A 22,345-nucleotide genomic window follows, 5' to 3' on the forward strand; every position below is an offset into this window, starting at 1 on the left:
GCCCCTAATTCAGCTGCCGATATTCTTTTGGACTGACACCGAAATATTTACGGAATGCACGTGTGAAATTCTTGGCATTGCTGTAACCCACCATTTCACTAACCTCATAAGCTTTGTATTTCATAGTTTTCAGTAATTTTGCTGCTGCTTCCATCTTTATTTGAAAAACAAATTCAGAGAAATTTTCGTCCGTTTTTTGTTTAAAGTATTTGCTGACATAGTGAGGGTTCATATAAACAATTTGAGCGGCACCTTCTAAGGAAGCGTTCTTAAAATGGGCTTTAACATACTCTTTAATTTTATAAATAATAGGATCATCTTCTCCACTTTTATTTCTATTTATGATTGCCGATTGGGAAAGAGGGGGGGTTCTTTGATCCAACTCTTTTTTAATGGGAGTAAAAGCATCCGATAAATCTGAAAACTTAGTAGGTTTTAAAATATAATTTTTAACCCCATATTTTAAAGCCGCTTGGGCAAAGTGAAAATCTTGATAACCACTTAGGAAAACGGTCATAACAGGAGAATTTTGCTGGTACATTTCTTTTATTACCTCAAGTCCAGTCATGATTGGCATCTGAATGTCACAAAGTAAAACGTCCGCATCGCCGCTTGAAATCAGTTCCAATGCCTCTTTTCCATTGGATGCTTGTCCAATTACTTCGAATCCCAGATCTTCCCATGGATAATAGTTTACTAATCCATTCCGAATCTCATATTCATCATCGGCAATTACTAAATTGTACATGTAGCGCCACCTCCAAAATTTATTATAATATTCAAAATATACTATACTTTTAATATTACAACAAGGTGAATAAATGTTGTCGCTTGTCAATTAATGATACGAAATATCAATTCAAGTCCCTTTTTTTAACCCTCATACTTTGATTAAATATAGCTAACAAGCTTAAATGTGAATCAACAGGTCTTTAAAAGACTGAATATTTCTAAAATTTATAATTATAGTTTTTGAGGAAGTGTGGTGAGGAAATGAGGCCTTTGCTAGAAGTTGATCATGTAAAAATTGCATTTCAGTCAGATAAAGAAGAAGTGACTTCAGTTGAAGAGGTTAGCTTCGCGGTCAATCCCGGGGAAACACTCGGCATTGTTGGTGAATCCGGATGTGGTAAAAGTGTTACTTCTTTATCAATTATGGGGCTGCTCGGCAAAAACGGAAAAGTAAAAAAGGGTCAAATCTTATTCGGCGATGAAGAACTGACAAAGGTGTCAGAACAACGCTTAAGAGAAATTAGAGGAAATGAAATTTCGATGATATTTCAGGAACCAATGACCTCCTTGAACCCCGTATTCACGATAGGGAATCAAATGATTGAGGGAATAAAGCTCCATTTAAAAATGAAGTCAAAAGATGCAAAAGATTATGCAATTGAAATGTTGAATAAGGTCGGAATTCCAAGAGCGAGTGAAATTATGAAGGAGTACCCTCATGCATTATCGGGTGGGATGAGGCAAAGAGTTATGATAGCAATGGCTTTGGCATGCAAACCCAAGCTGCTAATAGCGGATGAACCAACAACAGCACTTGATGTGACAATCCAGGCTCAAATTTTACAATTAATGCAGAATCTACAAAAAGGTTCAAAAACGGCAATCATCCTTATTACCCATGATCTAGGTGTTATTGCGGAAACAGCTGACCGTGTAATCGTCATGTACGCTGGCCAGGTAGTGGAGGAAGCGGATGTATTCACCCTCTTTAAGGATCCCAAACATCCTTATACGCAGGGCTTAATGGCGTCGATTCCACATCTGGAATATGAAAATGAACAGCGGCTTGTCTCTATTCCCGGATCAGTGCCAGGTGTGAAGCAAATGCCAAAAGGGTGCAGGTTCCATACAAGATGCCAATACGCCACGGAGCGCTGCCAGCAGGAACAGCCGGAGCTGGAGCAAATCCAGGAAGGGCACAAAGTAAGGTGTTGGTTAATGGAGGAAGCCCCTTTACATCCAGTCCTCGGAAAACCAAAGGAGGAATTAGTCACATGACCATAACGATGGGTGAAGCAGCGACTCCTTTATTAAGAGTAGAAAAATTAAAGACCTATTATCCTATTAAAAAAGGGATTCTATCAAGAACGGTTGGTCACGTTAAAGCCGTAGATGGAGTGAATTTTTATATAAATGCTGGTGAAACGCTTGGGTTAGTAGGAGAATCGGGCTGTGGTAAATCGACTATTGGCAAAACCCTTGTTCGATTGGAACATCCATCAGAGGGTAAGGTGTACTTTCAAGATCAAGAAATCAGCAAAGAAACTATGAAAGACATCCGCAGGGATTTACAAATAATCTTTCAAGACCCATATTCCTCATTGAATCCCAGAATGAGAATCAAGGACCTTCTTGAGGAGCCGATGAAAATTCATCAGGTAGTAGGGAAAGAAAACCTTCATAAACGCGTTGATGAATTGCTGGAGTTAGTAGGCTTACCTAGTAGCTATAAAAACCGCTATCCACATGAATTTTCCGGCGGGCAGCGGCAGCGGATTGGAATTGCCAGGGCACTGTCTTTAAATCCAAAACTAATCATTTGCGATGAACCCGTTTCCGCTTTGGACGTGTCCATTCAGGCCCAAATATTAAACCTTCTGAAGGATTTGCAAAAGGAATTAAATTTAACCTATTTATTTATTGCCCATGGATTAGGTGCTGTGAAATATATCAGTGATCGAATTGCTGTGATGTATTTAGGTAAGATCGTTGAAGTAGCAAAAACAGAAGAAATCTTTCGCAATCCCCAGCATCCTTATACGAAAGCACTATTAAGCTCTTATCCTATTCCAAACCCTGAATTAAGGTCAAAAGAGCGAATCATCATACCTGGCGATGTTCCAAGCCCGGCCAACCCTCCGAGCGGATGCAGTTTTCATACACGCTGTCCGATTGCAACAGCGATTTGCCGGGAACAAAATCCGGTTCTGAAAGGGAAGGAACATAGTGTTGCATGCTTTGCCATTAAGTAGGTATAAATAGAAATTTAGTAACGTTCCAGAAAGAGGGTGCAAAATTGGTTCCATATATTATCCGCAGGCTTTTCATTGCGATTCCAGTCTTACTTGGGGTAACGGTTGTTAACTTTATTATTATTAATATGGCGCCGGGAAACCCGGTTGAGATGTTTGTCGACCCTAATACTTCTCAGGAGCTTATCAATTTACGGAAAGAACAATTAGGCTTGAATGATCCGCTTTGGGTTCAATTCTTTCATTGGCTGGGAAACCTTTTCCAAGGCAATTTAGGCTATTCATTTTCAACTTATGAACCTGTCACAAAGATAATTTTGGAAAGGGTTGGTCCCACTTTTCAATTAACGATCCTCGCTCTTATTGTCGGATTACTCATTGCTGTTCCGATTGGCATTATTAGTGCAGTTAAGCAATACAGCAAGCTCGATTATTTTGCTACGGGAACATCTTTTCTTGGAATTTCAATCCCGCATTTTTTCATGGGCTTGGGTCTTATTTATATCTTCGCTGTTCAATTGCAATGGCTGCCTGCAGGAGGAATCGCGACCCTCGGCCGTGAGGATGATTTCTTCGATAAGGTCAGGCATCTTATTCTCCCGGTTCTTGTTCTAGCGACAGGTATTGCCGGACAATATGTCCGCTATGTTAGGGCAAGCCTGCTGGAGGTTTTAGGTCAGGATTATTTACGAACAGCAAGGGCAAAGGGATTAAAAGAAATAGTCATAACCAATAAACATGCCTTAAAAAATGCCCTCATTCCGATTATAACCATTATAGGTCTTGAAATCCCTTTCTTACTAGGCGGGGCGGTCATTACGGAACAAGTCTTTCAGTGGCCGGGAATGGGACAGCTTACCATTCAATCGATTATGTCAAGAGATTATCCGACCTTGATGGCATTAAATCTATTAACGGCTTTCATGGTTTTATTTGCTAACCTGTTTACGGATATTCTTTATTCGTTTGTTGATCCACGGATTAAATATAAGTAAGAAAGGAGGGAGTGTTTATGCCTACTCTCGAAACAGTAGTTAAAAATGGATTGGAAACATCCATTTCCCCTTCAGAGATTAGCGGGGAGGAAACACCTTTTCAACTCATCGTAAAACGTTTTATAAAACATCGCTTAGCAGTGATTGGCAGTATTTTCATGCTTGTCATTATCCTAGTTGCTATTTTTGCACCTGCAATAACACCTAAGGAGCCCTATCAGGTTTATGACGAGTTTTCTGCGCCTCCCTCAGCGGAGCATTGGTTAGGCACCGATCAAGTGGGGCGGGATATTTTCACTCGCTTAATCTTTGCTTCCCGCGTGTCGATGATGGTCGGACTCGGAGCAGTTTTGATTTATAGTGTCATTGGTACGATTGTAGGTGCGGTTTCAGGCTACTTTGGCGGATGGGTAGATATTTTATTAATGCGTTTAACAGATGTATTCATGTCATTCCCCAGTCTTATGTTAATTCTTGTTGTTGTAAGTATTCTGGGGCCAAACCTATTGAATATCATATTGGTTTTAGGCCTGCTTGGCTGGCCGGCAGTTGCCAGACTTGTCCGTGGCAGCGTTCTCTCGTTAAAGCATGTTGATTTTGTGAAATCAGGAGTTGTGCTTGGATTAAGTACACCAAGGATTTTATTTCGGCATATTTTACCCAACGCGATTGCGCCAATTCTTGTTCAAGCTACATTTGGAATTGCCGCTGCCATTATTGTTGAAGCCGCACTTAGTTTTCTAGGCATGGGAGTTCAGCCGCCTACGGCCAGCTGGGGAAACATGTTGACAGATGCCCAGTCCTTAACGGTATTAACATCACAGCCATGGCTTTGGGTTCCCCCGGGAATGATGATAGTCATTGTTGTTTTATCTATCAATTTTATCGGGGATGGTCTGCGTGATGCACTAGACCCGAAAACATTGAAATAGTAAGGTTGCTTTGGTGTTAAACATTAAATTATAAAAGAAAAGAGGGGTAATTGATGAAAAATGTAAAAATTAAGTTTTTGACCATTTTTTCGCTTGTTTTGCTATTCCTAAGTGCATGTTCAGGTGCTGATGAGACATCTACCGCATCAAAGGAAAAAGGCAAGGAAAGTAATGGAGCAGGATTTCGGGATACCATCGTTGTGGGAATTTCTAATGCGGTGGGTGCGTTGAATCCAATTAATGCGAAGGATGTAGGGGCTATGAACATTGCGTCCATCTTGTTCGACCCCTTCTTTGAAGTCGATGAAAATACAGAATTTCAATTTAAACTAGCAGAAAGCTTTGAAACAACCGATAACCAAGCCTTTACTATGAAAATAAATTCAAAGGCGAATTGGACGGACGGTAAGCCGATTACAACAGAAGATGTTAAATTCACATTTGACACCTTGGCGAATCCCGCTGTTCAAAGTACTGGCTTACAAACCCTAAATGTGATTGAAGGGCTGGATGATAAAGGACATCTGGCTAAAGGTGAAAAAAGTGTAAAGGGCATTGAAATTGTGGATGACAAAACATTTATCATTCATACAAAGCAACCGGTCGATCCCAACTTTCTTAAAGCGAATCTAAGCAATTCAGTAAGCAATATAAGAACATTACCAAGCCATATCTTAAAAGATAAAGACCCTGCCACTCTTCATCAAGATCCAGCTATGCTGAAACCGACCGTGTCAAGCGGTGCTTACACACTTGTAGACCTCAAAGGGGAAACTCAAGTTGAACTCAAAGCAAATCCGGGTTATTACCGGGGTGCACCAAAGACAGAAAAGCTTTTCTTTAAAGTGATCCCACAAGCAAATATTACAGCACAGCTGCAAACTGGTGAAATTGATATGAATGATCCATCAATCGGTGCCATTGCCATTCAAGATATTGAAAAGGTAAAGAATATGGCCAATGTGGATATCGTTGATGGAAAGGGATATGATTACCAAGAGATTTACCTTAACATTAAGACGCTCAATGATCCGAAAGTGCGCCAAGCCATTGCTTATGCGATTAACCGACCTCAAATTGTTGAGAAGTTGTTAAAAGGAAAAGCAGAGATTATCGATGGACCGTACACAAAACTTCATCCATATTTTAATAAAGACATTAAAAATTATGATTATGATCCGAAAAAGGCAAAGAAATTGATTGAGGAATCAGGCTGGGATAAGAGTAAACCCATTCGCATTAATGTCCCAATAGGTAACCAGGTTCGTGAACAAGCATCCGTTATTATTGCAGAGAATTTAAAAGCAGTTGGTTTTAATGTTCAAATTCAAAAGTTTGATTTTCCAACACATATGCAAAAAGCCGGAAAACATGATTTTGATATCATGTTCCTTGGAATCCCTTACCAAGTTGATCCAGATGTAAGTTCGTATTATTCTACAAATGCAGTTTTTAATTTTTCTGATTACAGTAATCCGGAAATAGATAAATTACTTTCGCAAGGACAATTGGAACCAAGCCCTGAAAAGAGAAAAGAGATCTACAACAAAGTTCAGGAAATTTTGCATGAAGACCTTCCTACCCTTTCACTTTATTCAGATTATAAGTTGGGAGCTGTTTCAAAGAAGGTAAAAGTAGGCACTCCAAAGCAATTCGGCATGTTCTATAACGTGCAAGATTGGGTGATTGAAAAATAAGAAACAGGTAATGTTTTCTAAATTGTTGGCAATATGAAAAAGCGCAAAAAATGCAGCTTGGTCTTGAACCGGGCTGCATTCTTTTATGCTATACAGCTTTATCAGGGAACAGAACTGGAACGTTTTTTACTCAAAATAGGTAAGCAAGGAAGAAAAATTGATAAAAGGCAAGGGGCTTCCAAAAGTCAATGATGTGATTACTGCTTTTGAGGACAGCCCCTTTGCATGATAATTATTGGAAATTTTTCATCCAAGTCATAAAGTTTTCGATAACAGAATCTAAAAATTTCACCGTTCCTTCATCTGTTAAGTTACCTTCAGCATCAATTTTCGTATGTGCTGCACCTACATAAACTTCATTACCGATTAGTACCGGTGAGGCAACGCCGCCAGCAAATAAAATATCACGTAAATGCATTTGTGCTTTAACCGTTCCTAAGTTGCCCATAGAAGCACCCATCACAATGGATGGTTTTCCAATCATGACTTTATCTACACGTGATAACCAGTCAATTACGTTTACTAAAACGCCTGGAACCGTACCGTTATATTCAGGTGTTAGCCATAAAACAGCGTCAGCTGCTTTTACGTTTGCTTTAAAATCAACAACTGCTTGTGGTGGATCATTTTCGGTATCTTGATTGTACATTGGGATATCATTCAATGTTAAAATTTCCAGATCAAATTTGTTAATATAACGAGATTTTATGTATTCGGCTAATTTTTTGTTTAAAGAATCTTTCCGAATACTACCGACAATTGCTACTACTTTCATTTTGAGACCTCCGATGTTTGTATGACAGTTGATTATGTTTAATGAGCTATTCTTTGATTTTGGTGTGAATGGACGTCTGCATGATATGTTGTACAAAAATACAAATGCCTATCCTCCATTTATCATTTTTATTATAATCATAATTTTGGGGGATTAAAAGTAGCCACTTTAAAGTAACATAGTATCAAATACTATACTAATGTAATTTCACAATAAACAGCCGTTGTTCCTTATGAATGGCTTCCTATAGGGAAAATGCTGATATTGTAGACATCGTCAGCTTGGTTGATGAGATTGTTGCTGGGCTTTTTTCATTTTATGTATTGTATGTGCTGTTCCCCATTCATGCATTGCGATTAAAATGGGTTCTAAAGTCTTTCCGTATTCAGTAATCGAATACTCTACTTTTGGTGGCACTTGTGGATATACTTTCCGTGTAATAATATCCTCTTCCTCTAACTCACGAAGTTGGTTTGTTAACATTTTTTGCGTTATTCCTGGCACTCTTCGTTTTAGATCACTAAACCTTTTCGTGCCTTCCTGTAACAAGACTAATAAAATAATGGGTTTCCATTTTCCTACTAATATATTTAGAGCATCCTCTACACGACATAATTCAGGTTGTTTGTCCATATTTCTTTCCTCCAATAGTATCATTATGTATACTATGATACTTCAAAGTGCGTACTTCCACAAATTATTATTACGAGTCATAATAACATTATAAACAAAAAAAGAAAAGGATCTTAGATACAATGGGAAGGTTGGATTGAAAATGGAAAAATATCGGATTGATCAAAGCAAGGGTCTGGAATTTGGACTTTATACACTAGGGGATCATATCCCAAATCCGCTTACAGGAGAACGTATTTCTGCAGAACAACGTATTCATGAAATTATTGATTTAGCGAAGCTAGCGGAGCAAGCAGGGATTGACTTTTTTAGTGTTGGGGAAAGTCATCAGGAGTATTTTGCAACGCAGGCACATTCTGTTGTCTTAGCAGCAATTGCTCAGGCCACAAATAAAATTAAAATCGCGAGCTCTTCAACGATTATTAGCACGTCGGATCCGGTTCGTGTGTACGAGGATTTTGCAACGATTGATTTGATTTCGAAGGGCCGTACGGAGATTATTGCTGGTCGTGCATCAAGAATTGGGCTTTTTGATTTATTAGGCTATAACGTTCGTGATTATGAAGAGTTATTTGAAGAAAAGTTCGAGCTGCTATTGAAGATTAATGAACAGGAAGTTGTCAATTGGAGTGGGCAATTCCGCGCTCCATTAAACAATGCGAGGGTAATTCCTCGTCCGCAAAACGGCTCGATGCCGATTTGGCGTGCAGTTGGTGGACCACCTGCTAGTGCGATTAAGGCGGGTTTGGCAGGTGTTCCGATGTTTCTGGCTACATTAGGCGGTCCTGCTACTAGCTTTAAGCTGTCTATTGATGCATACCGTGAGTCTGCAAAACGTAGCGGCTTTGATCCATCCGAACTGCCAATTTCAACTGCCGGCTTCTTTTATGCAGCTGAAACGACACAACAGGCACAAAGAGAGGTATATCCTCACGTTAACCAAGGAATGCAGCTCATTAACGGACGAGGCTATCCGAAGCAGCACTTTGCACAGAGTGCGGACACAAGAGATGTAATGAATGTCGGTAGTCCCCAGCAAATAATTGAAAAAATCCTCTATCAACATGAGCTGTTTGGCCATCAACGGTATATCGCCCAAATGGATTTTGGTGGTGTGCCATTTGAAAAACTAGCGAAGAATATTGAGCTAATCGGTACAGAAATTTTACCAGCAATTAAAAAATATACAGCAAAGAAATAGGAGGTATCAACATGAAAATTGTCGGTATATCAGGTTCAATCGTGGGATCGAAAACACGAACTGCTATGAACTATACATTAAAATCAGTCAATGAGAAATATCCAGCCGCGGAAGTGACATTAATAGACTTAGCTGAATATGACGTTCAATTTAGTGATGGACGTAGCTACTTGGAGTATGAAGGTGATACAGGATTTGTGACAAAAACAATTATGGAAGCTGATGCTATTATCATTGGTACTCCTATTTTTCAGGCTTCCATTCCAGCGACGTTAAAAAACATTTTTGATTTACTACCGGTGAATGCTTTCCGTGATAAAGTCGTGAGTATGCTTGTCACAGCTGGAACACCCAAGCACTACTTAATTGTTGAACAGCAGTTAAAGCCGATTTTAGCTTATATGAAAGCACAAATCGTTCAAACGTACGTATTTATCGAAGAAAAGGACTTTCATCGTAAAGAAATTGTGAATGATGATGTGTTCTTCCGAATTGAACGTTTAGTGGAAGATAGCATTCTGCTAACAGAAACGTATACAAAAATTCGGAAAGAAAAAGAAGCGAAATATGATTTTTAAGTAAGCGTGAAATAGTCCCCATTTTCTTAATAAGACGGGGACTATTTTACGCTTACTCGAATTTAAGGGTAGGAATTTTAAAAGAAACACCGAATTTAATATTACTCAAGGGATTCATCTATTACAAAATCTTTTTCAAATAACGATTACGAAGGGAGAACAGGATCAATTGAAACTAGAAAATAGCATTCAGTATTACTGTTGTACAGAAGTAGAGGATCGTTTTATTTACCAAGCCTTTCATACGGGCTTTTCTGATTATATTATTAAAATGTATATTTCTGAGGGTGTATTCCTGAAGCGGTTCTTTGGTCCGGAAGGAAATAGGAGAGAGAACTCCTTTATTGCCTTTGATCAGGACGAACCGGTGGGTGTTATTTTAGGTGGGATGAAGATGTATGAAGGTATCCAAACGATGAGATGCGGAACATTAGCGGTTCATCCAGATTACAGAGGAAAGGGGATCAGCCAGAGATTGTTTGAACTTCACAAAGAAGAGGCAGTGAAACACGGCTGTAAGCAGTTATTTCTTGAAGTAATTGTCGGCAATGATCAGGCGGTTCGTTTTTATGAAAAGATTGGATATGAGAAAATTTATGATCTTGTCTACTATACCCTTGAAGATTTATCACTCTTGGAAAACCCTTGCTCAGAGTTCTTTATTAATCGAATCTATTTTGAAGAGTTCAAGAAAGCAAGTGGAAAATGGGAATATCATATTAATTGGCAGAATGATCACGACTATATCGAAAAAACTAGTAATACCAATTTTTATATTGCCATGATGCAAGACCGCTTGGCAGGATGTTTAGCAATTTCAGAAGCCGGAACCATTCATTTTTTAATGGTCGATAAGAAAGAAAGAGGGAAGGGAGTAGGTACAAAGCTATTGCAAACAGCCGTTGAAGACCTCAATCTCTCCAGAATGTCGGCAGGTTTTCCCAATAACAGCCTTCTCGAGGGATTTTTAAAGAAGCAAGGTTTTAAAAAGGGAAATCTGCAACAATTTGAGATGTACTTACACCTATAACCATAAGAAATCTGATGGATCTGGGAAGGAAAAAGCCTACAGATGGGAACAGGGAGGTTAATAAGGAGAATTCCTGTTAGAAGGATTTTCACGGGTAGGCATTTTTTTTCCGTAAAACTACCAAGTTGGTTTAAAATTGAAACGCCAGTTGGAAATTACATTCCTTACTGAGCGACAGTCATAAAAAAAGATGGAGAAGAAAAACTGTACTTTGTATTAGAAACAAAAGGAACCGATGTGGAAGCAGTCCTTCGTCTAGAAGAACAAGTCATTTAGGTGAGGAAGCTGATATTTAGTGCCTGACCCCCAGTGGAGTAAAGTGTTACTTCAATGGGGGTCAGGCACCGAGATTCGATTGCTCTTCTTTTATGATTTTAATGTAATTTTGATCAGCTTCGTAGGATTCTCCACTCCGACAACTGCTGGCAACCCATATTCACAAGCGATAACTGCTTCGTGGGGTCATTAGTCCAGCAACTTCGGTGACTACTAGGCCTTTTATGGATACCTCCAATTCTTTCCCTCTCTTATCATAAAATAAAAACAAAATATTTAAATATAAATATAAATGTTTACAGCAAATTTTAGTTAATAAACATTATTTACAGGTCTTCTATTAAATCAAAACACGAGATTAAACGAGAATTTTTCACAGAGGAATGGGCCTATAACTTGTATTTAGTAGACCGTAAGTCGGAAATGATTAGTGGGGGATTTACTATTTATCCCCGTGAAGTGGAATAGGTTCTATACAAACATTCCCCAGTGATGGAGACTGCGGTGGTTGGCGTCCCAGGTTCACTTTATTTTAACAAAATGTTGCTATAGAGAATCTCCTTAATCTAAAAATAGAATATTGCTTCAAACTGATATACTTATTAGTGAGGTGAGGAAAATGAATATTGAAATTTGGAATCCTTATGAAAAAAATTTGAAACAAAAACGGTGGCCAAAAGATACCATAGCGGCGGGTCGTCGTCATACCGTTGGTCTTAAATCGGACGGAACGGTGACGGCTGTGGGTGATAATAAATATGGCCAATGTGATGTAAGCAGTTGGCGCGATATTTTGTCGGTCGCGGCGGGTAATGTTCATATGGCGACGAACACGGGTAATGCTCATACAATCGGTCTTAAATCGGACGGAACGGTGGCGGCTGTGGGGTGGAATAAGCATGACCAATGCGATGTAAACGACTGGCGCGATATTGTAGCGGTTGCGGCGGGTTGGCGTCGTACCATTGGGCTTAAATCGGTAGGCACGGTGGTAGCTGTGGGCCGAAATAATGAAGGTGAATGCAATGTAAGCGGCTGGCATGATATGGTGGCAGTCGCGGCGGGCGACTGGCATACCATTGGTCTTAAATTGGACGGAACGGTGATGGCTATGGGTAATAATCGGTATCGCCAATGCAATGTAAGCGACTGGCGCGACATAGTGGCGGCAGCGGCGGGTTACCTTCATACCGTCGGTCTTAAATTGGACGGAACGGTGATGGCTGTGGGTTTGAATAAACATGACCAATGCGATGTAAGCGGCTGGCGAGGTATTGTGTCGGTCGCGGTGGGTAGTAATCATACCATCGGCCTTAAATCGGACGGTACTGTTACGGCTATAGGCTGGAATGAGTATGGTCAATGTAATGTAAGTGACTGGTGCGATATTGTGGCGATTGCGGCGGGGTGTGCCCATACCGTCGGGCTTAAATCGGACGGAACGGTGGTGGCTGTGGGTGATAATGAATATGGCCAATGCGATGTAAACGGCTGGCGCGGCATCCAACTGCCCGACAATTAGTCTTCTGGTATCCGTAAAAGTATGTTGAAAAGGGATCATAAAGACCCCCTCTTCCATTCGCTTGTTCAGGATTGAAATGTCTGCGCCGAGGAGGACATAATCAAAATAAAGGAGCGTTGATAAGAAGGGGAATAGACTCTATTATATTTGTAAGGCTTGTTCTCAGTGTGGGAGAGTGGCAGTTGGGGATCATGACTATTTTATGGATGATGTTGTTGAGTCAAAACGATTAATTCTTCTTTTTCAAAAAAGAATAACCGATAAAGGTTGAATATATAATGGATAGTATTGGATATGTAACAGCTGAAAGAGGTCCTGTAAATGAAAGATAAGTTAATACATATGAGGGATAAGCTCAATGATATTAGTCGACGTAATCGCTCCATACGATTATTGAAGCTTTATAATAAGTGGAACTTTGATTTAACAGAACTGGATACCATATCAAAGTTATCCAAGGAAAAAGTAAGCGCATCGATGGTAGAACAAATTGTTAATCAGTCCAAGAATGAAGTCATTCTTTTAAAACCAACTATTAATAATGAAGTTTCCATGAGTCTTTCCAGAAAACTTACTGATTTATTTAGAAATATTAAAGGAATTGAAGACGAAACCGGGATTCATGATTTCTATCTTGGTTTTCCATTTTTATCAGGGACATTGTCAGATGGAACGTTTTTTCAAGCGCCATTGTTTTTATATCCAATTAGACTTGAAAAAAATAATGTTAACGCACAAAAATGGGTAATCAAAATAGATGATGGTGGTGCTCAAATCAACCGGACTTTGTTTTTAGCTTTTAAAAAGTTAAACAACCAAACATTTTCAGAAGATTTTTTTGAACAAGCTGCGGAAATATCAACCAAGTACAACTTTGAAGAATGGCTTTCGTTTTTAAAAAAGCATGAAATGAATGTAGCATTTACACCTCAAGGAATCACCAAACTGAAAGAATATAGAAAAGAAGAAGTGCCGGGGGTTGCCAATTTTACTTTATTAGAGCATGCGGTCATTGGTAATTTCCCTCAGGGTGGCTCTTCATTAGTTAAAGATTATGAGGAACTCATTGTCCTATCTGAGGAAAGTGATTTATCTTTAGCGGGTGAACTTATTGAGCCACAAGATATAGAAGTTGATACTGGAAGCGACCAGCTTGAAATAGAAAAGGCGAATCATCTTGATAATTTTGACATATTAAACCTATTACAAGCAGATGGCTCGCAAGAAGAAATTATCAAAGAAGCGCGTTATAAAAAAGGAATGGTTGTTCATGGACCGCCTGGAACAGGTAAGTCCCAAGTGATTGTTAATCTTATTACGGATGCGCTTCAACAAGAGAAAAAGGTACTCATTGTTTGTCAAAAGCGTGCAGCCTTAGACGTCGTTTACCAACGGCTTGATGGATTAGGGTTAAGCAATCACGTGGCACTTGTCCATGATGAAAAGAATGATCGAAAAAAACTTTATGCAAAAGTGGGAGCTGTTCTGGAGCAAAATAAAGTTTCCTTTGAAAATGCGATTAATCATTTGTCCTCCACTTCAAAAAAGTTATCTTCTCAAGAAGCGTTGTTGAACAGTATTGCTGATGCACTGTTTAATTACCAAGACTTTGGTTTAAGATTATATGATTTATATGGATTAGCTAAGCCAATTGGGGAGACCGATCAAATAGTTGATTTGCTTGAGGTGCTGCCGGCCTTAAATAAAGATATTTTAGTGGATATATCTGAAAAAGTGTACACCTATGCGGAATGGTTTGATCGTTTTGGTGATGAAGATTTCCCATTAAAAGAGCGTAAAACATTCGCTAATTTTAATATGAAAGAAAAGCTTGAAGCAATTGAGCTATTGAACAATACGATTGATAAAGCGAAAAAAGCGGTTGAATATATTGACTCATTGGACCATGAAAAAATTACTCCGGGCTACACTTGGTTAATAGAAAGTAAACTTGATAAAATTTATCCTGATTTAGAGGATGGTACTAAAAGAACCTTACAGGGAGTAAGGCTGTGGTGGTGGACTTCTTTTTCGGGTAAGAGCATTATTGAAGAATTGCTTGAGGGTGAAAAATTCAAAGGAACAAGTTCATCGGAATGGCTTAAGATTAAGAAATCTTTAGTTATTATGCATCTATTGGGTAAAATGACTAAAGAAATGGCTGAAGAAGTGGATAAATTAAAGAAATTTCTCAATGATTCTATGGTGAATAGTCTAAAAACAAGAATTTCAGAGGGAGATATTCCAATAAATGAATTAGATAAAATAGTGGAGTACATTCATCGCGATTTTGAAGAGGTTCAGCAAATGGATGTATTTTGGAATAACTGTTCTGATGTAGAGAAGAAAGTGATCCTTCTTCTTCAACAAAAAACAGCGAAGAATGAATTAACGCTTTCTGATTATTGGGTTGATTTATTTAAAAACTCAGCCTATGTTCAATGGATTGACCAATCGGAAAAAAGAAATCCACAGGTCCAGAAAATTTCAACCAATGAATTTTCAAGAATTAGAGAATCTTTTGCCTCTCTTATTGAGGAAAAGAGAAAGGTTGGAACGCAGTTTTTAATTCATAATCTCACAAAAAAAGTAGACTCTGTTCAAACCAACTATTCAAGGAATATCAGAGAATTGAAGCACCAAGTTGGGAAAAAGAAACAGGTTTGGCCGCTTCGGAGATTAGTAAACGAATTCGCGGGAAATGGTCTCGTAGATATAATGCCAGTTTGGTTGGCGTCACCAGAAATCGTTTCATCCATTTTTCCATTGCAAGAAGGATTATTTGATTTGGTTATTTTTGATGAAGCGTCCCAATGTACGGTGGAAAGTGGTATTCCGGCTGTATACCGAGCAAAACAAGTGATTATTGCTGGAGATGAAAAACAGCTTCCGCCATATAATCTGTTTCAATCCTCTTTTGTTAATGATGATGAAGACGAAGAAGAATATGATACAGACGAGTCCATTAGCTTGTTAAATTTAGCTAAGCGAAGGTTTTCTGAAAAGCTCCTTCAATGGCATTATCGTTCCAAATATGAAGAGTTAATCAATTATTCCAATCATGCATTTTATAACGGCCATGTACAAATAGCACCAAATGTTGTTCCGTTTAAAAACCCACCGGCGATTAAATGGAAAAAAGTAGATGGAAGATGGATTAATCAGTCAAATGAAGTAGAAGCGATTGAGATCGTTAAAATACTTAAGGAAATATTAATAAATCAGCCGGGTAAAACGGTTGGGATTATCACCTTTAACTCAAAGCAGCAAACGAAGATACAAGATCAGATGGATAAACAAGTAAGTGAAGATGAAGAATTTGGCTCTGTTTACAATCAAATGTTAACTAGAGATCTTGATGAAAGAGTCTTTGTAAAAAATATTGAAAATGTGCAAGGGGATGAAAGGGATATTATCCTCTTCTCGATTGCTTATGCAAAAAATGAGGAAGGCAAGGTTTATAACCGTTTTGGGATGCTGAATCAAAAAGGCGGGGAAAACCGGCTGAATGTCGCGGTCACACGGGCAAAAGAAGGAATCACTGTTGTTTCGAGTATTGAACCGGAAGAACTAAATGTGGCCAACACTTCACAAATGGGACCTAAATTATTGAAGGCTTACCTTAAATATGTAAGGGCTGTATCAAATTGATCAGATAAACGCAGTTGTCCAAGAAGTGAATGAAAGTGTGAATACCCATGTTCAGGATAAAGAACTGCATTTTGACTCTCCGTTTGAAGAGCAAGTTTATCATCAGCTGAGAAACCTTGGGTACGCGGTTACCACTCAGGTAGGTATGTCAGGATATCGAATTGACATGGCAATTATCCACCCACATGATTCATCCCGATATATATTGGGAATCGAGTGCGATGGAGCCATTTATCACAGCTCGCCCAATGCTAAGGAAAGAGATGTTTATCGTCAGCGGTTCTTAGAAAGCAGAGGATGGACAATTGAACGAATCTGGAGTCGAAATTGGTGGAAAAACTCATCAGCAGAGATTGAAAGAATTGATCGGAAAGTGAAAGAATTGTTGAAGAGAGACGTGGTTCGGGAGAAGGTTGTTAAATAATTTTTTTAAACGTATGACCGGCATTTTAAAAATGTCGGGTTTTTTTTTGTTAAAGCCTTCTCCAATTGTATCGTGGGACGATACCTCATCTAGAAAGTCAACCTTGCTTTAGGAGAAGATATGTAGGACTTTTTAAGTGAAAATTATGCGGTTACTAGTAACAGGATACAAAACTTAATCTTCTAAAGTAACATAAAACAATAACATCTGGAAAAAATGTATATGATACGGTCATAAATAGAATGAGGTGACAGCATGAATCCCTACATCGAGGTCAAAAGTGTCTCTAAGATTTTTGGTAATAATTCGAAAGCAGCGATTGATCTATTGAAACAGGGTAAGACCAAAAAGGAAATTTTAAAAGCAACAGGACAGACAGTTGGGGTGAAAAATGTTTCCTTCGAAATTTATCCTGGTGAAATTTTTGTCATCATGGGTTTATCCGGAAGTGGGAAATCCACCTTAATCCGCATGTTTAACAGGCTGATTGATCCAACAATCGGAGAAATACGGATTGAGAATGAAGATATCGTGAAGATGAGTGAGGCAAGACTGAGGGAAGTCAGACAGAAAAAGATTAGTATGGTGTTTCAAAACTTTGCTTTGTTTCCTCATAAAACGATTGTGGAAAATACGGAATATGGGCTGGAAATTCAAAAAGTCCCGGCTGAACAGCGCCGCAAAACAGCGATAAGTGCGCTTGAGGTCGTCGGTTTGAAAGGCTACGAAAACCAGCTGCCTAAACAACTGAGCGGCGGCATGCAGCAACGGGTGGGACTAGCCAGGGCTCTGGCAAGTAACACTACTGTCATCTTGATGGATGAGGCCTTCAGTGCACTTGATCCACTAATTCGGAAAGATATGCAGGATGAATTGCTGGAAATCCAAGAGAAATACAAGAAAACGATTATCTTTATCACTCATGATTTAGATGAAGCATTGCGCATCGGCGACCGGATTGCGTTGATGAAGGATGGCAGTATCATTCAGCTGGGAACACCTGAACAAATATTGATGAGTCCTGCCAATGAATTTGTCGAGAAGTTTGTGGAAGACGTTAATTTATCCAAAATATTAACCGCCTCCCATGTAATGAAACGAGCAGAAAAAATCGCTTTCGACCGAGGGCCGCGGGTAGCGTTGGAAATTATGCGGAAGCAGGGATACTCCAGCATTTTTGTCGTTGATCGCAATCGGAAACTTCTGGGTGCCATTACCGCTGAGCAGGCACGGCAGGCCATAGAACATAATCAAACCATTGGGGATGCCATGACAACCGATATTCCAACTGTCTCTGGTGAAACATTACTGACTGATTTAATGGATGTAATGGCCACATCGATTCTGCCTATCTCCGTTATCGATGAAGAAAACCGCTTACAAGGAATTGTCATTCGCGGCGCCGTTATCGGTGCTTTGGCAGGAAATAAAGATTCCTTGAACGATTTGGAGAGTGAATGAGATGAATATACCGAAAATCCCCTTAGGAGATTGGGTAGACGTTCTGGTTAGGTGGGTCACCGTTGCATTTGCAGGATTTTTTTCCTTGGTAACCACTGCCATCGAGTCCTTATTAGATATCATAGTGAATGTATTAAGTGCGGGTCCGCCCATTATCTTAATCATTGTCTTAACGCTATTAGTCATCTATACCAGCAGATGGCCATTAGGAATTTTTACGCTCATCAGCTTGCTCTTGATTGATAATCTTGGCTATTGGGATTCCAGTATTCAAACCATTGCGATTGTTTTATTATCAGGATTACTTACCATCATCATCGGAATCCCAGTTGGAATCTGGTGTGCGCAACGAAAAACGGTGCATCGAATCGTGACGCCGATTTTGGACTTTATGCAGACTATGCCGGCATTTGTCTATTTAATTCCTTCTATTTTATTTTTTGGAATCGGGGTGGTACCGGGAATTATTGCCTCGTTTATTTTTGCGATTGCACCAACAATTCGAATGACCAATCTAGGCATCAAGGAAGTCCCGAAGGATTTAATTGAAGCAGCCGATGCTTTTGGTTCCAGCAACAGCCAAAAATTGTTTAAGGTTCAATTACCAATCGCCACACCAACGATTATGGCCGGGGTCAATCAAAGTATTATGCTGGCCCTTTCAATGGTAGTGACGGCTTCATTAGTTGGTGCACCGGGGCTGGGGGCAGATGTTTACAGGGCTGTCAGTCAAATTGACGTAGGAAGAGGTTTCGAAGCGGGATTATCCATTGTGTTTATCGCCGTTATACTCGACCGGATTTCGCAAAACTTACGGAATCCTGCTTATAAGAATTTGCTCAAGAAAAAAATTGCCTTTTCCATTTTAGCTGTTCTGGTCATCGTGACAGCGATTGTGACAGGAATTACAAAAGAAACGGCTAAAAATAAGAACGACAACAGCATTGGTGCCCAAACGGATTATAAAATTATCGGTATTGAACCTGGTGCAGGAATTATGTCACAAGCGAATAAAGCCATCAAAGATTATCAGCTGGATAATTGGCAGCTGGCAGAAGGTTCATCTGCCGCCATGGCAGCTGAATTAAAGAAAGCTTATGATCATAAGAAACCTATCATTGTCACCGGTTGGGCACCACATTGGATGTTCTCGACTTATGATCTAAAATTTCTCAAAGACCCAAAGAAGTCCTTTGGTGAGGTTGAAGATATTCATACCATTGTAAGAAAAGGTTTGGAACAGGATGCCTCAGGTGCGTATACCATCCTAGATCAATTTAACTGGAAACCAGCTGATATGGAAACAGTGATGGTGGATATAAAAGGGGGGATGGATTCAACAGAAGCAGCTGATAAGTGGATTAAGGCTAACGGGGACAAAGTGGCGCAATGGACAAAGGGCGCCGATGCAGGCAATGGGGAAAAAATCAATCTTGTCTATGTCGCTTGGGATACAGAAATCGCAAGTACAAATGTCATCGCTAAGGTCCTAGAGCAGAATGGCTATGATGTGAAATTAAGCCAAGTAGAGGTCGGCCCTATGTATGCCGGTGTGGCGAACGGAAGCGCGGACGCTATGGTAGCCGCCTGGCTGCCTAGTACCCACAACGAATTTTATAAGCAATATAAAAACGATTTTGTTGATTTAGGAACCAACCTCCATGGAACCAAGAATGGATTAGTTGTACCAAAGTATATGGATATTGATTCCATTGAAGATTTGAAGTGAATTAGTGGGATAATCCATTCATTCGGTGCCAGTTAACTTTTTAAATAATTTATTTAAAGTTCTACCGTCTTGTACGGTGAAGCAAATTACGTACATTTCGGAGAACAACTTTTATAGAAAAAACTTGGTCTTTAGAACAGGGTTTACCATTTTTGGTAAACCTCTTTTTCGGAATCTGGAAAAGGATGAAAAAAGAACTCTACCTCATTAGTTGGTACAGAGGGGAACCTAGTATGATATAAGAGACTCAGGAACTGTACTTCAAGGTCAATCCACAAGTAAGGTAAAACATAACTCACTATAGGTCTTGAGACATTGGACTTGACAAGAATATCTATGAGTTGCCAATTAAAACAATAGTCAGAAGTGTATAAAATGTTATTTAGTGGAATTGTCTGTTTTGCTAGATTACTATATTCCTCGGGCAACTCATCACCATTATGTTCTTCAATGGCCTGCATTTGAAGTTTAGTTTTCTTTGACATGTCATCAAGATAAGACCTGCCAAAGTGCTGAAAAGGGTAAAATCTCCTTTAGAGAATCCAAAAGATAATAAAAGTGTTTTTTTAAGAAAGGTAAATAAGTACCATTACCCTAATAATTATGTTAGTTTTATACAATAATGTGTATGGGACTTATTTCATTATGTTTGTTATGGGGGGATAAATTGTGGAATGGTTTGCCAGTCTTCCGGCTGTTATGCAGGCAATATTGGGGACATTATTTACTTGGGGAATGACTGCACTTGGAGCCGCATTGGTCTTTACAACAAAAAATGTCAATCAAAAATTTTTGGACAGCATGCTGGGGTTTGCTGGCGGAGTTATGATTGCTGCTAGCTTTTGGTCGTTGCTTTCACCAGCGCTTGAAATGGCAGAGAACAGTTCACTACCTGTCTGGTTTCCTGCTTCAATAGGTTTTCTATTGGGAGGTTTTTTCTTACTAATTGTTGATAAAATCCTGCCTCATTTACATCCTGATCAACCTATCGAAAAAGCGGAAGGAATTCATCCATCGACAAAAAAGAGAAGCACCTTACTTGTCCTGGCAATTACCTTACATAATATCCCTGAGGGTTTGGCGGTTGGGGTTGCCTTTGGTGCCGTCGCTGCAGGTTTTCCTTCAGCTTCTTTAACAGGCGCGGTTGCACTGGCGATTGGAATTGGCATTCAAAACTTCCCAGAGGGCCTTGCTGTGTCAATGCCCTTACGGCGTGACGGTATGTCCAGAACTAAGAGTTTTATGTATGGACAATTTTCCGGGTTAGTTGAACCAATTGCGGCTATAGTCGGAGCAGTATCCGTTATGTTTATTCAGCCACTTCTTCCATACGCACTCAGCTTTGCTGCCGGAGCGATGATCTTTGTTGTAGCAGAAGAAGTCATTCCGGGATCACAAGAAAATGGCAACTCGGATCTTGCATCAATCAGTTTAATGATCGGATTTGTCATTATGATGATTTTAGATGTTGCTCTAGGATAGGGCCGGGTTATAGGTTCTCTTTTTATTTTGATAATCCTTTAATTATGACCTACCCGCATGTGATGAGAAGAAGCGCAAGAATTCTTGCGCTTTTTTGTTATTCCTTATTCTTATTTAGTATTTGATGAAAGGGACACTGTGACAATGAGGTCTCATCATCTCGTAAAAAATATTGCCTCCACTCGTAATTGTCGGGGTTTCCATAGCTGTTTAACTCAGGATGAATCTTAATAAAATCATAATTTTCCAACCTATTTCGTATTTGAGCTTTTATCTTTTTTGCAAAAGTCTCGTGCTTATTAAATTCTTGGAGAACCCATCTCGGCGTGATTGCAAGCATAAAATAGTCAAAGTATCTGCTCTTTCTATTCTTGTGTGAGGGCGTCGCACAATACATAAAGAATTGCTCTCCATTGTAACAGAACTCCCAAATTGGATTATGCGGCTCAATGGGAATATGATCCGGCCATTCCATTTCATCATGCTCACATAAAAGCAGTAACTGTTGCCAGAATAATTGTTCAAACAATCCAACTGTATGCGTATCTTTCAAATCCTTTGGTGTTTCATAAAAAACAATAAGAGAGGTATAAGCCCCGTATTCTTTTGCATTCTTCGTGTAATCGCTCAATAGCAGGACAACATCGTGAATAGTTGAAGAAGTTCTTGGATCTCCAACAAAACCGTATCGAAGCTGGTTGTCGTTGAATCCAATAGTAGCTGGAATACATGGAAATGGCCGTTTCTTATCCTTCATTCTAGCTTCGAATTTTTCCAAAGCTGCTTTTTCCCATTGTTGGAGTTGGGTTCTTTGAAAGGCAGTATTTTCGAATATTCCGTTTATCATCTTCACCCCCTAATGGCTCCTCCAGTATATTCAGTGGTGGTTTAGGGAGGTGAATGTCCAGAACAATATGGGCTTATAGCATTTACTGAAATTTTTGATTCGATTGAATTCAAATCTTAGTACGAATA

General features: G+C 39.4%; 18 protein-coding genes and 2 pseudogenes. 15 read left to right on the forward strand and 5 right to left on the reverse strand.

The window, feature by feature from the left end:
• Window positions 1–4: 4 nt before the first annotated feature.
• Window positions 5–748: a response regulator transcription factor gene (locus tag BSO02S_RS02705; protein ID WP_066062054.1), complete on the reverse strand. Its 744-nt coding sequence runs from the start codon at window positions 746–748 to the stop codon at window positions 5–7.
• Window positions 749–993: 245 nt separating this feature from the next.
• On the opposite strand from BSO02S_RS02705, the gene BSO02S_RS02710 reads away from it, so the two are divergent.
• The 5 genes from BSO02S_RS02710 to BSO02S_RS02730 are packed head-to-tail and all read left to right on the forward strand — an operon-like array spanning window position 994 to window position 6,608.
• Window positions 994–2,010: an ABC transporter ATP-binding protein gene (locus BSO02S_RS02710; RefSeq protein WP_066062058.1), complete on the forward strand. Its 1,017-nt coding sequence runs from the start codon at window positions 994–996 to the stop codon at window positions 2,008–2,010.
• Window positions 2,007–2,984, forward strand: a complete 978-nt coding sequence (locus tag BSO02S_RS02715; protein WP_066062061.1) for an ABC transporter ATP-binding protein — start codon at window positions 2,007–2,009, stop codon at window positions 2,982–2,984. Before BSO02S_RS02710 ends, BSO02S_RS02715 begins: the two co-directional genes overlap by 4 nt.
• Before the next feature lie 44 nt (window positions 2,985–3,028).
• Window positions 3,029–3,979: an ABC transporter permease gene (locus BSO02S_RS02720; RefSeq protein WP_066062065.1), complete on the forward strand. Its 951-nt coding sequence runs from the start codon at window positions 3,029–3,031 to the stop codon at window positions 3,977–3,979.
• A 17-nt stretch (window positions 3,980–3,996) separates the two neighbouring features.
• Window positions 3,997–4,911, forward strand: a complete 915-nt coding sequence (gene opp4C / locus BSO02S_RS02725; protein ID WP_066062067.1) for an oligopeptide ABC transporter permease — start codon at window positions 3,997–3,999, stop codon at window positions 4,909–4,911.
• 53 nt (window positions 4,912–4,964) lie between these two features.
• On the forward strand, window positions 4,965–6,608 hold the full coding sequence (locus BSO02S_RS02730; RefSeq protein WP_066062072.1) for an ABC transporter substrate-binding protein: 1,644 nt from the start codon (window positions 4,965–4,967) through the stop codon (window positions 6,606–6,608).
• A 232-nt stretch (window positions 6,609–6,840) separates the two neighbouring features.
• Here BSO02S_RS02730 and BSO02S_RS02735 read toward each other — a convergent pair whose 3' ends face one another.
• Both BSO02S_RS02735 and BSO02S_RS02740 read right to left on the reverse strand, forming a co-directional pair.
• On the reverse strand, window positions 6,841–7,383 hold the full coding sequence (locus BSO02S_RS02735) for an NADPH-dependent FMN reductase (protein WP_066062075.1): 543 nt from the start codon (window positions 7,381–7,383) through the stop codon (window positions 6,841–6,843).
• Window positions 7,384–7,659: 276 nt separating this feature from the next.
• Window positions 7,660–8,016 carry a winged helix-turn-helix transcriptional regulator gene (locus BSO02S_RS02740; protein WP_066062078.1) on the reverse strand — a complete coding sequence of 119 codons (357 nt, stop codon included), beginning with the start codon at window positions 8,014–8,016 and terminating at the stop codon, window positions 7,660–7,662.
• A 142-nt stretch (window positions 8,017–8,158) separates the two neighbouring features.
• On the opposite strand from BSO02S_RS02740, the gene BSO02S_RS02745 reads away from it, so the two are divergent.
• The 4 genes and pseudogenes from BSO02S_RS02745 to BSO02S_RS28595 all read left to right on the forward strand — a co-directional run.
• The gene (locus BSO02S_RS02745; RefSeq protein ID WP_066062081.1) at window positions 8,159–9,217 is read left to right on the forward strand and encodes an LLM class flavin-dependent oxidoreductase; all 1,059 of its coding nucleotides are present in this window, start codon (window positions 8,159–8,161) and stop codon (window positions 9,215–9,217) included.
• 11 nt (window positions 9,218–9,228) lie between these two features.
• Window positions 9,229–9,795 (forward strand): NADPH-dependent FMN reductase, encoded by a 567-nt coding sequence (locus BSO02S_RS02750; protein WP_066062084.1) that lies wholly within the window; start codon window positions 9,229–9,231, stop codon window positions 9,793–9,795.
• A 169-nt stretch (window positions 9,796–9,964) separates the two neighbouring features.
• On the forward strand, window positions 9,965–10,825 hold the full coding sequence (locus tag BSO02S_RS02755; RefSeq protein WP_084374865.1) for a GNAT family N-acetyltransferase: 861 nt from the start codon (window positions 9,965–9,967) through the stop codon (window positions 10,823–10,825).
• A 111-nt stretch (window positions 10,826–10,936) separates the two neighbouring features.
• Window positions 10,937–11,089 (forward strand): annotated as a pseudogene (locus BSO02S_RS28595) (restriction endonuclease); the annotation flags it as partial.
• Window positions 11,090–11,191: 102 nt separating this feature from the next.
• Here BSO02S_RS28595 and BSO02S_RS28600 read toward each other — a convergent pair.
• Window positions 11,192–11,339: pseudogene (locus tag BSO02S_RS28600) on the reverse strand (PEP-utilizing enzyme); the annotation flags it as partial.
• Window positions 11,340–11,720: 381 nt separating this feature from the next.
• On the opposite strand from BSO02S_RS28600, the gene BSO02S_RS02760 reads away from it, so the two are divergent.
• The 6 genes from BSO02S_RS02760 to BSO02S_RS02785 all read left to right on the forward strand — a co-directional run bounded on the left by BSO02S_RS02760 (window position 11,721) and on the right by BSO02S_RS02785 (window position 21,370).
• Window positions 11,721–12,623 (forward strand): RCC1 domain-containing protein, encoded by a 903-nt coding sequence (locus BSO02S_RS02760; RefSeq protein ID WP_066062087.1) that lies wholly within the window; start codon window positions 11,721–11,723, stop codon window positions 12,621–12,623.
• Window positions 12,624–12,944: 321 nt separating this feature from the next.
• On the forward strand, window positions 12,945–16,274 hold the full coding sequence (locus BSO02S_RS02765; RefSeq protein WP_235846845.1) for an AAA domain-containing protein: 3,330 nt from the start codon (window positions 12,945–12,947) through the stop codon (window positions 16,272–16,274).
• A 25-nt stretch (window positions 16,275–16,299) separates the two neighbouring features.
• A complete protein-coding gene (locus BSO02S_RS27830; protein ID WP_235846846.1) occupies window positions 16,300–16,698 on the forward strand; it encodes a PDDEXK-like endonuclease domain-containing protein in 399 nt (132 codons plus the stop codon).
• Window positions 16,699–16,953: 255 nt separating this feature from the next.
• Window positions 16,954–18,159 carry a quaternary amine ABC transporter ATP-binding protein gene (locus BSO02S_RS02770; RefSeq protein ID WP_066062090.1) on the forward strand — a complete coding sequence of 402 codons (1,206 nt, stop codon included), beginning with the start codon at window positions 16,954–16,956 and terminating at the stop codon, window positions 18,157–18,159.
• A 1-nt stretch (window position 18,160) separates the two neighbouring features.
• Entirely contained in the window at window positions 18,161–19,888 is a 1,728-nt protein-coding gene (locus tag BSO02S_RS02775) for a glycine betaine ABC transporter substrate-binding protein (protein WP_066062093.1), read from the forward strand.
• Window positions 19,889–20,587: 699 nt separating this feature from the next.
• Window positions 20,588–21,370, forward strand: a complete 783-nt coding sequence (locus BSO02S_RS02785) for a ZIP family metal transporter (RefSeq protein ID WP_425320401.1) — start codon at window positions 20,588–20,590, stop codon at window positions 21,368–21,370.
• Between the two features lie 97 nt (window positions 21,371–21,467).
• On the opposite strand, the gene BSO02S_RS02790 is transcribed toward BSO02S_RS02785, so the two are convergent.
• Complete coding sequence (locus BSO02S_RS02790; protein ID WP_425320402.1) at window positions 21,468–22,214, reverse strand: YqcI/YcgG family protein; 747 nt, start codon at window positions 22,212–22,214, stop codon at window positions 21,468–21,470.
• Window positions 22,215–22,345 lie beyond the last annotated feature (131 nt).

Source organism: Neobacillus soli NBRC 102451 (assembly GCF_001591665.1).
GTDB classification, from domain to species: Bacteria; Bacillota; Bacilli; order Bacillales; family Cytobacillaceae; genus Neobacillus; species Neobacillus soli.

What these genes read in the sequence shown, in the direction of transcription:
- BSO02S_RS02705 (WP_066062054.1), bottom strand. Translation starts at nt 748, where the DNA reads ATGTACAATTTAGTAATTGCCGATGATGAATATGAGATTCGGAATGGA.
- BSO02S_RS02710 (WP_066062058.1), top strand. Translation starts at nt 994, where the DNA reads ATGAGGCCTTTGCTAGAAGTTGATCATGTAAAAATTGCATTTCAGTCA.
- BSO02S_RS02715 (WP_066062061.1), top strand. Translation starts at nt 2,007, where the DNA reads ATGACCATAACGATGGGTGAAGCAGCGACTCCTTTATTAAGAGTAGAA.
- opp4C (WP_066062067.1), top strand. Translation starts at nt 3,997, where the DNA reads ATGCCTACTCTCGAAACAGTAGTTAAAAATGGATTGGAAACATCCATT.
- BSO02S_RS02730 (WP_066062072.1), top strand. Translation starts at nt 4,965, where the DNA reads ATGAAAAATGTAAAAATTAAGTTTTTGACCATTTTTTCGCTTGTTTTG.
- BSO02S_RS02735 (WP_066062075.1), bottom strand. Translation starts at nt 7,383, where the DNA reads ATGAAAGTAGTAGCAATTGTCGGTAGTATTCGGAAAGATTCTTTAAAC.
- BSO02S_RS02740 (WP_066062078.1), bottom strand. Translation starts at nt 8,016, where the DNA reads ATGGACAAACAACCTGAATTATGTCGTGTAGAGGATGCTCTAAATATA.
- BSO02S_RS02745 (WP_066062081.1), top strand. Translation starts at nt 8,159, where the DNA reads ATGGAAAAATATCGGATTGATCAAAGCAAGGGTCTGGAATTTGGACTT.
- BSO02S_RS02750 (WP_066062084.1), top strand. Translation starts at nt 9,229, where the DNA reads ATGAAAATTGTCGGTATATCAGGTTCAATCGTGGGATCGAAAACACGA.
- BSO02S_RS02760 (WP_066062087.1), top strand. Translation starts at nt 11,721, where the DNA reads ATGAATATTGAAATTTGGAATCCTTATGAAAAAAATTTGAAACAAAAA.
- BSO02S_RS02765 (WP_235846845.1), top strand. Translation starts at nt 12,945, where the DNA reads ATGAAAGATAAGTTAATACATATGAGGGATAAGCTCAATGATATTAGT.
- BSO02S_RS02770 (WP_066062090.1), top strand. Translation starts at nt 16,954, where the DNA reads ATGAATCCCTACATCGAGGTCAAAAGTGTCTCTAAGATTTTTGGTAAT.
- BSO02S_RS02775 (WP_066062093.1), top strand. Translation starts at nt 18,161, where the DNA reads ATGAATATACCGAAAATCCCCTTAGGAGATTGGGTAGACGTTCTGGTT.
- BSO02S_RS02785 (WP_425320401.1), top strand. Translation starts at nt 20,588, where the DNA reads ATGCAGGCAATATTGGGGACATTATTTACTTGGGGAATGACTGCACTT.